At 36.1% G+C, this 12,854-nt stretch carries 10 protein-coding genes and 1 pseudogene; 1 reads left to right on the top strand and 10 read right to left on the bottom strand.

Features of this window, described 5'->3' with window-relative positions; translation table 11 throughout:
• Window positions 1-221 precede the first annotated feature (221 nt).
• From rpsI to ACWPVO_RS06065, 4 genes are all read right to left on the bottom strand, one after another.
• Window positions 222-614 (bottom strand): 30S ribosomal protein S9, encoded by a 393-nt coding sequence (gene rpsI / locus ACWPVO_RS06080; RefSeq protein WP_454207255.1) that lies wholly within the window; start codon window positions 612-614, stop codon window positions 222-224.
• Between the two features lie 12 nt (window positions 615-626).
• On the bottom strand, window positions 627-1,055 hold the full coding sequence (gene rplM, locus ACWPVO_RS06075) for a 50S ribosomal protein L13 (protein WP_060799316.1): 429 nt from the start codon (window positions 1,053-1,055) through the stop codon (window positions 627-629).
• 105 nt (window positions 1,056-1,160) lie between these two features.
• Window positions 1,161-2,666 (bottom strand): 4Fe-4S dicluster domain-containing protein, encoded by a 1,506-nt coding sequence (locus ACWPVO_RS06070; protein WP_454207252.1) that lies wholly within the window; start codon window positions 2,664-2,666, stop codon window positions 1,161-1,163.
• 16 nt (window positions 2,667-2,682) lie between these two features.
• Window positions 2,683-2,955 carry an NAD(P)H-dependent oxidoreductase subunit E gene (locus ACWPVO_RS06065; protein ID WP_005957852.1) on the bottom strand — a complete coding sequence of 91 codons (273 nt, stop codon included), beginning with the start codon at window positions 2,953-2,955 and terminating at the stop codon, window positions 2,683-2,685.
• Between the two features lie 116 nt (window positions 2,956-3,071).
• On the opposite strand from ACWPVO_RS06065, the gene ACWPVO_RS06060 reads away from it, so the two are divergent.
• On the top strand, window positions 3,072-3,716 hold the full coding sequence (locus ACWPVO_RS06060) for a Crp/Fnr family transcriptional regulator (protein ID WP_454207250.1): 645 nt from the start codon (window positions 3,072-3,074) through the stop codon (window positions 3,714-3,716).
• 44 nt (window positions 3,717-3,760) lie between these two features.
• On the opposite strand, the pseudogene ACWPVO_RS06055 reads toward ACWPVO_RS06060, so the two are convergent.
• From ACWPVO_RS06055 to ACWPVO_RS06030, 6 genes and pseudogenes are all read right to left on the bottom strand, one after another.
• Window positions 3,761-4,267, bottom strand: a pseudogene (locus tag ACWPVO_RS06055) (phosphatidylglycerophosphatase A family protein).
• Between the two features lie 8 nt (window positions 4,268-4,275).
• Window positions 4,276-4,773 (bottom strand): hypothetical protein, encoded by a 498-nt coding sequence (locus ACWPVO_RS06050; protein ID WP_412277304.1) that lies wholly within the window; start codon window positions 4,771-4,773, stop codon window positions 4,276-4,278.
• 8 nt (window positions 4,774-4,781) lie between these two features.
• Complete coding sequence (locus tag ACWPVO_RS06045) at window positions 4,782-5,909, bottom strand: FAD:protein FMN transferase (protein ID WP_454207248.1); 1,128 nt, start codon at window positions 5,907-5,909, stop codon at window positions 4,782-4,784.
• A gap of 168 nt (window positions 5,910-6,077) precedes the next feature.
• Window positions 6,078-6,341 (bottom strand): hypothetical protein, encoded by a 264-nt coding sequence (locus tag ACWPVO_RS06040; RefSeq protein WP_412594368.1) that lies wholly within the window; start codon window positions 6,339-6,341, stop codon window positions 6,078-6,080.
• 139 nt (window positions 6,342-6,480) lie between these two features.
• Window positions 6,481-9,279 carry a G5 domain-containing protein gene (locus ACWPVO_RS06035; protein WP_454207246.1) on the bottom strand — a complete coding sequence of 933 codons (2,799 nt, stop codon included), beginning with the start codon at window positions 9,277-9,279 and terminating at the stop codon, window positions 6,481-6,483.
• Window positions 9,245-12,241 (bottom strand): adhesin domain containing protein, encoded by a 2,997-nt coding sequence (locus ACWPVO_RS06030; protein WP_454207244.1) that lies wholly within the window; start codon window positions 12,239-12,241, stop codon window positions 9,245-9,247. Before ACWPVO_RS06030 ends, ACWPVO_RS06035 begins: the two co-directional genes overlap by 35 nt.
• Between the last annotated feature and the right edge of the window lie 613 nt (window positions 12,242-12,854).

Here is a 12,854-nt window from a genome sequence, read left to right as displayed (position 1 = left end):
ACTCCTGAATTAGCAAATAATGTTAGTCAAGAGCAGACATGCTTGACCTACCAGCAATTTGTGAAACAAATTGCTGGTAGGTCAGCTGCAATCATTTGCCGAAGAGAAGAAGCAAAGCGAACTTCGATTCTTAGCAAATGTCTGCTAGCTACAAATCTATAAAGAAATTTTAAACAAAAAATAAGAACCCTCTTGCAAGGGTTCTCGTATAAACGATAATATTATCTTTTTGAGAATTGAGGAGATTTTCTAGCCTTTTTAAGACCGTATTTCTTTCTTTCCTTCATTCTTGGATCTCTTGTTAGATATCCTGCTTTTTTAAGAACTGATCTGTATTCAGGATCCACTTCTAGTAGGGCTCTAGCTACGCCGTGTCTAACAGCTCCTGCTTGTCCTGAGTATCCTCCACCGATTACTTTTACGATTACATCAAAAGATGCTCCTGTTTCTGTAAGTTCTAGTGGTTCTTTTGCAACTATTCTTAGTGTTTCAAAGTTAAAGTATTCTTCGATATCTTTACCGTTGATAATAAATTTTCCATTGCCAGGTAGAAGTCTAACTTGGGCGATGGATTTTTTTCTTCTTCCAGTACCTCTGTATTGTATAGTTTCCATTCTTACCTCCAATTAAAATTCATAAACTTCAGGTGCTTGTGCTGCGTGTGGGTGTTCGCTACCAGTGTAAACTTTAAGTTTTTTGATCATCTTTCTGCCTAGTCTGTTCTTAGGAAGCATTCCCTTAACTGCTAGTTCGATAACTTTTTCTGGTCTCTTTTCCATCATTTCAGCGTATACAATTTCTTTTCTTCCACCTGGGTATCCAGTGTGATATGCGTGAATTTTTTGGTTTAGTTTGTTGCCTGTCAATACAACCTTGTCTGCATTGATTACAATAACAAAGTCTCCACAGTCCACATGTGGTGTAAAGATAGGTTTTCTCTTTCCTCTTAAAACACTTGCAATTTCTGATGCTAATCTACCAAGGACTTTACCTTCGGCGTCGATAACATACCATTTTCTTTCAATTTCATTTGCTTTAGCCATGTAGCTTTTCAATGAATTTTCCTCCTAAATAGTTTAAAAATTATTCCGGGGCTTTTTAAACATGACATATATTTTAGACTATAAAGTCTATCTTGTCAATATTTATGGGGATTTTTCTTAAATACTTTCTCTTTCTTTTTCTATGTGGACATTTTCAAGTGGAGTTGGATAAGCTGAGTCCTTCTTGAATTTTTCAATTTGCTTCTTAACTCTGTTTACTGAAGCTATTGTTCCCACACCTGCTACACATCCACCAGGGCATGCCATACCTTCTAGTAGGTAGCCGTTAAGCTTGCCTGCCTTTGCGATTTTTAACATCTTCTTACATTCTGCTAGGGTATGTGCTCCTTGGATGTGGATGTCTTTTTCTGGTGCAAGTTTTTCTGCCACTACCTTTACTGACTCGGCAACTCCACCTGCTATTGGGTAACCTCTACCAAGGGCTGATCCGTCATCTACAACTTTTTCTACTTTTATTTCTGATGGTTCTATGTTCTTTGCTACGAACATTCCCATTAGTTCTTCAAAAGTTATTACGAAGTCTACGTCTGATTTTACTTTTGTATCTATGGCTTCAAGCTTCTTTGATGTACAAGGCCCTATGAATACTACTACTGCATCTGGGTCCTGTGCCTTTATGTGGTTGGCTGTGTATCTCATTGGTGAGCCTGAGTCTGATACTTGTTCAAAGAATTCTGGGAATTCATTTCTTATCATGAGGGTCCATGAGAAGCAACAGCTTGTACCCATGAATGGGATCTCTTCTGGCACTCTTTCTAGATATTCTTTTGCTTCGTGTAGAGTTGTTAAGTCGGCTCCAAGGGCAACTTCAAGTACGTCTTCGAAACCAAGTTGTTTTATTGCTTCTATTATTTGTTCTGCACTTACGTTGGCACCAAATTGTCCTATGTAGGATGGTGCTATGGCTCCATATACTCTCTTGCCTGATTTGATTGCTTTTATAAGTTGGAAGATTTGTGTCTTATCTGAGATTGCTCCAAAAGGACATTCTGCTATACATCTCCCGCAAGCTACGCACTTGTCATGATTTATTTCTGCTCTGCCAAATTCGTCTGATGAAATGGCATCTACCCCACAAGCAGCTGCACATGGCCTTTCGTACTTCACTATTGCAGAATATGGACAAGCGTCATGGCATCTTCCACATCTTACACATTTATCTTTGTCGATAATTGTTCTATCTTTACCCATTGAAATGGCATTTACAGGACAAACATTTATACAAGGGTGTGCAAGACATTTCCTGCAGTTATCTGTTGTATAATAAGCCTTAGTTGGACAAGCTTCGCAACCAAACTTTATAACATTTATTAGTGGTTTCTCGTAAGCATTTGTATCAATATCAACCTTGTCAAAACCGTCAGTCACATTTTTAAATACGCCAATCTCTCTAACATCTAGCCCCATTGCTAGTCTAAGTCTTTCGTCGACAACTGCCCTTTCTCTAAAGATATCAGATCTATATCTTGCCACTTCGCCAGGTACTATCTTGTAACTGGACTCTTCTAGGGCAGATATATCTAAATCATTGTAGGCAATTCTTGCAACTTCAGCAAAAACTTTTCTTCTGATGTCGACAAGTGTTCCATAAATTTCTTTCATCGTTTCCCCTTATTACTTATATTCTTAATTTATCAATTATTTTTGCACTAACTTCTTGTGCAGTAGCCTTTAGCATTATCTCGTCGTCTACGATGACAACAGGTGATGCTTCGTTGTTGTGAATCTTGCAATAGTTTAGACAATGTGCAAATTCAACTTCTAAGTTTTCAGCAGAACATAGTTCGGACTCTGGTCCGCACAAATGATCTTGTAAGTACTCTACTGCATCATAAATAGCATTAGCTCCCATAAGAGTGCATCTAGCACCCATACAAATAGTAACTTTCATATATCCTCCTCATCACTCTATAAGGATAGTTTAACATTTAACAATCATTTCTTCAATCATTATAATTAATTTATGATAATTATATTAAAAATGCTAAAATATAGGAGAGGTGTGACATGAAAGACATTGAAACTTTAAAAAATCTGGCCCTCTTTAAGGGTCTTGATGATGAAGAATTAATAGAAATAGAAAAATATTTGTCAGATGTGAAAACTTATGAGGCTAAAGAAATTATTTTTACTATTGGGGATGAGATAAATTATTTTGGAATACTTTTAAGGGGTCAAGTGGACTTGTCTCTTGAAGACGTCTTTGGCAACAAGGCAATCTTGTCAAAGTTAACTGGCCCAGCCCTCTTTGCCGAGTCAGTCCTAATTAAAGATGTGGGGGAGATCCCTTTATCTGTTGTGGCAGCTTGTGATTCAGAGGTTGTTTTCTTTGACTACAAGGCCTACAAGTCATCAGACTCAAGGTCTCTTATCAAGGTCCAAGACAATCTCATAAAAATCTTGGCTGGGAAAAATTTATTTATGCGTGACAAGTTAAACCTACTTAGTCTGCCTTCATCTCGTGCCAAAATTTTATATTTTCTTTCTAGTGAGGCACGCAAGAGGAAGTCAAAATATTTTACAATCGATTTTAACATTAGCGAGCTGGCACAGTTTATGAACTTAAATCGCTCTTCCCTATCTCGTGAACTTTCGAAACTAAAAAAAGAAGGCCTCATTGATTATCACAATAAGACCTTCCGTATTTTATAAGTTTATTTTATTTTCTTTGCAATTTAAAATTTTGATTTGCAAATTTATTCTTTATTTTGATGGGCTACTCTTGCACAGGCTGCCGCAGCTATGGCTGCCACCAAGTCGTCGGCAAAAGTAGTCACTCTTTCCACTTTTTTCTTTTCATCTAAGTCTTTGATTATGCCAATTTTTTTCTTGTCCAGATAACCAAAGTTTGTGAGACCAATTGTCCCATACATATTTACAATTCCAAGAGTAAGGATCTCATCGATTCCATAAAGGCCCTCGTCATCTCTTATAATTTATTGGAGTGGTTCAGGCAACTTGCCTTCATTTGCCAAGTCGTCTAGGGCAAGCCCCGTTAGGATTGCGTGGATGGACTCCCTCTTCCTAACAACACTTTCCACACTCTCAAGGCATCTTTCCAGGCTCAAGTCATCAATATAATCTCCTTGCAACTTTTGCACAAGCTTTGCAATTTCTATTAACTCTATTCCAAAGTCCTCTAACCTCTTAACAGTAAGCTGGTAGAGTTCTTCCATGTCATATTTATATAATTTGTCCTTCATAGGTCCTCCTATCTTCTTCTCATTTTTGCCCTATTCCTTCTTATCATCTTAGCTCTTGATATCTTAATGGAAATCCCATAGATAAAACCAGGTATAAGACTTGCCACAAAAAGGCTTAGGGGATTGTAGGATATTCCCAAAATCTTAATAGCATAAACCTGAGGCATCAAAAAGAATTCCAATGGAAACTTCCAATAGGAGCCTCCCACTGACCTTGTAAAGACTTCTCTTCCCAGGCCCACAAAGGCAAAGGCAAATAAAACTAGTCCAATTAGCCAGATTAAATTGCCTGCAAAAAAGTCCAAGCTCCTTGCATTCTTCTTTGATAGTCCCTTGCCAAAATTAAAATAGAGGATAAGGATTAGTCCCACTAAGATAACTTTGAAGGCAAGGTTGCCATAGACAAGGTTCCTCACCTGGCTAGACAAGTTAATCAAGCTAGCAACAGCGAAGGTTATAAAAACTATTAAGATGTGAAAAATTAAAGCTCGAGTGTTATTTCTCATCTCAGGTCCTACTTATCTAAAAACTTGCTTGCGTTTTCTGTGGACTTAACATTCATGTTCTTGTCTACCCACACAATTCCTGCTCCAGTTTTATCTGACAATTCTTTTATTTCATCATCAGTGGAATTAAAGGCAGCAGTTGATAAGAAGTCACAAAGTCCAGAGTCCTCCTTGATTACAGTTGCAGACTTGATTTCGTGGGCTGGCTTCAAAGTATCAGGATCAATGATGTGACAGTATCTCACACCATCAAGATCAAAATATCTTTGGTAGTCGCCACTTGTAACAATAGAAGTGTTGGCAACATTTAAAGATGCTAAAACTTGGTCATGGCTTTCAAGATCTGGATTTTGGATTCCAATCTTAAAGTTGTCCCTACCATCTGTTGGTTTGCCAATAATTCTAACATTACCGCCAGCAGAAATTACGCAGGACTTAACTCCCCTATCTTCAAGTTCCTTTGCAACAAGTTCAGTTGCAAAACCCTTGGCAGTTGCACCAAGGTCAAGTTCCATTCCCTTTTCAAGAGAAACTGTCTGTTTCTCATCATCTAACTTAATCTTATCAATGTTTACAAGAGGACGTAACTTTTCAAGTTCTGCATCGCTTGGAAGGGCCTCACCCTTTAGGGCAATAACTTCTTCCTTAGTCTTGCCTCCCTCGTAAAGTTCCCTATACTCATTCCATAGCTTAGTCACAGGTCCCAAGGCAATGTTTGTATTGTGAGAAATGTTATTGTAGTCGTCAATGGAAGACTTTATAAGTTGAAACAAGGTGTCGTCAACAGTCACTGGCTTGATGCCTGCATTGTCGTTAATTGTCTTTACGTTTACAAGGTCTGGATAGGTCTTGTAGTTGTCAAAAAGTTTGTGAAGTTCTTCGTATCTTTCCTTGGCATAAACCAAGTTTTCCTTGGCAAAGCTATCATCATCAGTGTAGATGGCAATGTGGACTACTGTGTCAAAGGTGTCATAAAATTCAATCTCTTGCTTGTCCCCATCCTTGTTGACTTCGACAGATGCCACATTTTTGTTTGTATTTAAGTTTTCATTTTTTATGTTTTCAGCCTTCTTGTCCTTGCAGCCAGATAAAATTAAAAGACCGCTAAGACTTAGTGCCAATAAAGTTTTTTTCATAATATCACCTTTCTCTATAATACCATTTAAGACGCCGTTTTTTCAACAAATTTAAGCTGGAGAAGTCTAAGGCTTATCTTAATTTTCTTTACATAATATAATTTTTTTCTTCTATAGAATAAATGATTTATGCTTAACGATTTTTAATTAATTTATGGCAATTAAATTTTATATGTCGAGGAAGTCATTATCAAAATTTTTTCTCTTATTTATTGGCAGTTTATAAAAATTTATAAGTCTATCACTCTTCATAAAGTCATAAAAGTTTATAAGTCTATCATCCTTCATAAAGTTATAAAAATTTGTAAGTCTATCATCCTTCATAATGCCATAAGAACTTATAAGTCTATCTCCCACCATTAGCTTGTGAAAATTTATTGACCTGTCTTCTCTTATAAGTTTATAAAAATTTGCGAACCTCTTATTTCTCACTAAGTCCTAAATATTTATCAAGTCACAAGCTCTTAGGACTTTTTAACTTTTCATCAAATACTTTTCTTTGATTTAGTCCCACCTTCTTATAAAGTCATAAAAAAAGACAGCCCCATGGACTGTCTCAAAAAATTATTTTTTATTCTTCATCTTCTTTTTTTCTCTTAAATCTACCTAATAGAAGTAATAAACCTGATGCAAGACCTGCTGATGCAGTTTCAAGTGCAAGACCAGCGTCGCCTGTCTTAGGAGCCTTGTCATCGCCAGCAAGATTAGCTTTGCCAGCTTCATTGCCTACACGACTTGCTTCCTCATCTTCTTCTTGTTCAACTTGAGCAAGAACCTTAGCTTCTTCAGTTTCTATTTCTTCATCAGCTTCTTTTACATTTTCAGCTTCCTTTACCTTTTCAGCTTCAGAAACTTTAGGATCATTTTCTTTTTCAAGCTTTGGATTTTCAGGAGATTCTTGCGGTGGATTCTTTGGATCCTCACTTGGATTTTCTCCTGGCTTATTAGGTGTCTTCTTACCTAGTTCTGATGGAGTATTTTCCCCTGGTTTGTTAGGTGTGTTTTTACTTGGCTTTTGTGGATCTTCTTTACCTGGCTTTTCTGGATCTTCTTTGCCTGGCTTTTCTGGATCTTCTTTGCCTGGCTTTTCTGGATCTTCTTTACCTGGCTTTTCTGGATCTTCTTTGCCTGGTTTTTCTGGATCTTCTTTGCCTGGCTTTTCTGGATCTTCTGGAATTGGACATGTAGCTGGTTTTGTACCTACTACTATAATCTTATCCTTAGCTTCTTTAGTAATTTCTTCACTTCTGGATTCTTCTTCACTATTTTTAATCTTAATAGTAGTTATTTTTTCGCCAACTTCTCCCTCTTGTTCAACCTTATAAGTTCCAGCATCCATAGTGTTGTCTTCTTTTATTATGACTTTATAAGGAAGATCAGATTTAACTTTAACACTTCCATTAGTAACTTCTTTTTCAGTCTTAGTACCATATTCCCACACTTCATTAGTAGGCTCTTTAGTTTTTACAACTTTTGTTTCAAGCATTTTTGTTTCTTTGTTGAAAGTAGTTGTAATTGTATACTCGCCTGGAGTACCATCTTTGATTTTCTTTTTTGTACCAGCTTCAAGTTCAGGATTGTGATTAAATTCTGTATTATGTGGAATAGACTCTTTCTCAACTATTGGTTTTATACCAACCCTTATTACTCTATTTGTTGAATCTGTTTTTTCTTCTTTTGTTACAAGTTTCTTTTGGTCTTTGTCATAAGATGTTGTGATAGTTGTCTTTCCATTCTTACCTGGTGTCTTTTCTTCCATCTTTCCAGCTTCAAGGGTATCATCATATTCATACTCTGTATCGTACCCATTTTCAACTTCTGTAACAATTGGCTTTACACCAATTTTTATAACCTTATCTACAGGGTCTTTAGTTGTCTTGAATTCGCCCTCTTTAGTTTCAGTTACTTTACCATCTTTGATTACAAGAGTGTTTGTTCGTTCTTGTTCTCCTGGACTACCTTCAGTTACTACCTCTTTCCCTGCTTCTATACTTTCATCGTACTCAATTCTAGTTTCGAATGGTAATTCTTTCTTTTCTTTTATTTCGTGGTTACCGTCATTAGTTCCTTCGCCAACTAAAACAACTGCCTTCTTTGGTTGTTTAGTTACTGTTGGATCAGATGTTTCTGTTACTTTTGAATTAACGATAGTTAGGGTCTTTTCTTGTTCGCCCTTTTCACCCTTTAGTTCATTTCCTTCATCATCTGTGGCGTATTTCCATTCGCCCTTCTTAAGTGATGGATCTTTTTTAACTTCAACTTCAAATGGAATTTCTTCCTTAACTTTTTCAGTTCCGTTAGTCTTTCCACCGATTTTAACAACTCTGTTTTGGCCAGCTTCTTCTGTTTCAGAAGTTACAACCTTCTTTTGGTCCTTGTCATAAGTTGTTGTGATAGTAACCTTGCCGTTCTTACCTGGAGTTACTTCTTCAGTCTTTCCAGCTTCAAGGTTTTCGTCATAAACATATTCTGTGTTGAATGGTTTTTCTACTACTTTTGTAACTGGTTTTGTACCAACTTTTACAACCCTGTCAGTTGCTTCTTTGGTTGTCTTAAATTCGCCTTCTTTAGTTTCAGTTACTTGGCCATCCTTGATTACAAGAGTGTTTGTTCTTTCTTGTTCTCCTGGATTTCCTTCTTTGACAACTTCTTGTTGACCAGCATCTAGGTTCTCATCGTATTCGATTACTGTCTTGTAATCTAAGGCTTTCTTTTCAACTATTTCATGAGTACCTTCATTTGTTCCCTTACCTACTTGGATAATTGCATCTTCTGCAGCAACTTCTGTTACAGTTGGCTCTCCATCGACTTTGGAGTTTTTGATTGTCCAAGTTGTTGTTTTTGTTCCAACCTTACCTGGTTTTACAATTCTGTATTCGCCTTTTTTAAGTGTATCTACTTCTTCAACCTTATATTTGAATGGTAGTTCTTCCTTGTGTTCTACCTTGCCTTCGGTATTTCTACCTACTTTGATTATTCTCTTTTTAGGAGCCTTAGTTTCAGTAAACTCACCTGTTTCAGTCTTTGTTACATTGCCATCTTCAATTGTAAGAGTGATGTCTCTCTTCTTTTCTCCAGCTTCACCTTTTTGAATTTCTTTGGTTTCGCCTGGAGCAAGGCTATCGTCAAATTGGATTTCAGTTTCAAATCCTACTTCAACCTTTTCTTCAATCTTGTGAGTACCATCATTTACACCTTCGCCAACGTGGATTAGACGTTCTTGTGGTTTTTCTATTTCTTGTTCTTCTTCTTTTGTAATTTTTGAATCTTCGATTGTATAAGTTACTTTCTTAGATCCTTTTTTACCTTCAGTGATGACTTTGATTTCGCCTTTTTTAAGCTTTGGATCTTTTTCTACTATTTGTTTCAAAAGGAATCTCTTCAGTTTTTTCAACTTTTCCGTTAGTACCATAAGCCACGAATTGGACTTCTGTCTTCTTTGTGCCTACTTCAAATTTTTCACCCTTGTCATCTTCTTCATAATAATGAGCTGTAACTGGTACGTTTAATAAGGCTCCGTCAATCTTCTTGCCTTCTTCTGCATTTGGCACTGTAGCTGTAACTTTACCTGTATCTTCATCTATAGAGACATTCCAAGTATTGCCCTTATCATCTGTGTATGTTGGAGAATCTAGGGTGTACTTGCCTGGTCTTCTGTTGTATTTATCTTCTGTATTTAGGATTACATCTGAAGAAAGCTTATCTCCTGACTTACCTGCCTGAGCATTATAACGAGGAGTCATGTTGGCTCTTTCTTCAATTACGAAATAAGCTTCAACCTCTCTAGTTATGTCTTCTCCTGGCTTTTGTTCATCTACATAGTGAGCAATTACTGGTACTGTAAGCTTTTCTCCACCATTGAAATTTGTTGGAACTAATGGTTTAGCATTGACCTTACCAGTCTTTTTATCAACAGATACAGCCCAGTCATTACCTTTAGCATCCTTAATAATCTTATTTCCTTGGTCATCTGATGGTAATGTATCTGGAAGGGCATAACTATCTGGCGCTATCCTCTTAGGATCATCTGCAACCTTAGCAGGCAATGATTGTTCTATAGATGGGAAGTTAACTTCTGTTCCATAGTCTGGTCTTATATAAGTAGACTCTTGAACTACAAAGTGGAACCAATGAGTGTCTGTTGAACCATTTGTGTAGGTATAAGTTAATGGTACAGCTACGAAATCTCCTGCCTTGGCGGATTGTGGTGGAGTTATTTTGAAGGTTGTCGGAAGAGTGCTTTCATCATATTCAAGCTTCCATTTATCTTTTTCTTTCTTGCCTTCATTAATCTTATCTATAAACTTCCTATCAATAGTACCTATAGCTTGTTTAGCATCCTTAGCAGCTTTCATTTCCTCTGGTGACTTTTGATTTGGGAATAATTCTTTATCAATATTTCCATCTTTATCTTTTTTATCTTCTGGTACGTAAAGATTTACTTCAAACTCTTCACCTGGTTTTACTTCAGAAGATGTGTGCTTAGATGTATCTTTATCATTACCATCCATGAAACCTTGGTCGTAGTACCTTGTATCATCAAGATTTAATTTCAAATTACCGATAAGGTTGTAGTGGTCGTAGCGGTCTATACCTTGTAAATCTACTTCAACGTCTTTACCATTGTGGTTTATTGTCTTTGTACCAGCACCTGTTGATGTGTATTTATCTTCACCGTAGTTTGCTTCTTTACCGACTGCTCTAAACTCTGCTTCTGTTCTAGGACGAGCAAAGAATTTAACATCTAGGGATTGAATGCCTTTGTAGTCATTATCTTTATAGAAAACAGAATCTTTGTTTAGTGTACCATCTTCGTTAATTACTCCTTCTGGCATTTCGACTTGAACAATTCCATTTTCGTCGATATAAGCTTTTGCTCCAGGAACAACCTTACCAGTGTTTGGATTATAGACTTGTCCAACGAGTCTTTTCTTGGCATTTTCATCAAGATTTTGAACTTTGACACCTGTGTTTACTTTTTGACCTTGTACAAAGACCTTATCCTTATACTCACCTTGTAGCTTAATTAGACTTAACTTATCATTTTCATTTGGCCATGGGTTGACTGTAAAGTTGAAGGCGGCACTACCTCCTTCGGTAGCTTTTAGACCATTAGGATTATCTACCTTATATTTTCCTTCCCAAGCCATGACAATATTCTTATTATCTTGGTTATTGATATACTTAAGATCTTCTTCAGTTGCATTAGCGTTTAGGTTTAATTGACGACCAGCTTTATCAATAACAACCTCTGTATTAGCCTTATAGTTAGGGTCTTTAAATCCTTCTGCAAGTTTGCCATCTTCTGGTGACTTTGCAGGAATATTTCCAGTAGCAAGCACTCCTCCAAGGAGACCAGAATTTGTAAATACAAAATCGGTATAGGTCCTTTGACCTTTTTCCTTGTCTATCTCAATCTCATATCCCCATTTTTTCTTGTCAGGGCTAGCTGCACCTGGTTCTAGGGTCTTATAGCGATAGCCGTCTATAAACCTATTTTCTTGATCAAGATTATCAAAAGATGCAACAGGACCATTACCTTGTTCCAGTTGGGTTTCTCTATAGCGCTTAAATTCATCGAAGTCTTTGATTTTTGATTCATCTATGCTGTAATCTTTGACCACTGTCTCAGCCGGAGCTAAAGTTTGTTCCTTACCATCAGGGTCAGTAAAGATAACTTTTCCATCATTTGAAACTGTTATAGAGTTAGCTTTAACATCTGGATTTGCTTTAACTACAGCCTTTTTGACATTTTCAATTTCTTCCTCTGTCAAATTCTTAGGATCATATACTCCTACTGGGGTTGGATTTTTTAATTCAAAAGCTTTAACCTCTGTTTCCCCAGCTTGTTGAGCTTGAGGTTCTCTTTCTTCTCCTAATTCAAGTTTGTCTTCTTTATTTTCTTCAGCTGCTTTATCTTGTGTAGTTTCAGCTTGAGTAGCTTGTTCTTCTGCTGGTCTCGCTGATTCAGCTTTTTCGTCACCTGCAACTTCAAGCCCAGATACTTCGTCAGCTTTTGATGCAGAATTTTCTCCAGTTACTCCAGTACTTCCCGGGTCTATAGCTTTATCATCTTCTAAAAGATTTTCTTTTTTAGTATCCTCAAGGCTTGCTCTATCTTCCTTAGCTGCAATAGTTTCTTCAACCTTATTTGCACTAGGTGCATTATCCACGTTTTCTACTACAGCATGTGCAGCACTTGCTGCAGCTGTATCTATTTTAGATTCAGCTCCTGATGCTGCATCTACTTTTACAGACATGGATATTGACATTACTGTCGCCATAGAAAGTACAGCAAAGACCTCTTTACCATTCTTTATTGGGTTCTTCATTCTTATAAAATCTCCTTTTTAAAATATCTTTATAAAACTTATAAATAATAAGTAATTCAAACAATAAAAAAATCCGTATAATTTAAGACTTCAAATTTACGGTTATAGTTTACCTCTATTGTCTCGTATTCTATATTATACCAATTGAATCCCTAATCTAAGCATTTTTACGAAAATTTAATATGATTTCTTTAATTAATTCTGGTTTTTTATAAGTTTATTGTATCTTCTTCTTTTATATGCCCCGTTATATTAATAAATAATTATTTTTATTTCTTCTTTTTTGAACTTTTATTTTTTCTTCTTTCCCTATTTTATCGGATTTTATTTTCTCTGTTAACTTTATTATATCCTATTAAACTATACTTTATTAAACCTAAGATTGTATTTTTATTTTTTATTTACTTTTCGAAAATCTTTTTAATTTTATCTCTAGACTGCTTGAATTAATAATTTTTTGTAATACTAATTTAATTTTGTATATAAAAGTCAGTGTAAAATTGTTCAAGCTAATTCCACATCAAATATTTATTTTTATTTTGTATTGTCATATTACAAGATTTTTTCTTTAAATTTTTTTGCAATAAAAAAGTCAGTGGACTGATCCACTGAC

The sequence above is a fragment of the Peptoniphilus sp. Marseille-Q6390 genome (assembly GCF_965119475.1).
The sequence above is the reverse complement of the archived record's forward strand: the minus strand, read 5'-3'. Positions and strand labels throughout refer to the sequence as shown.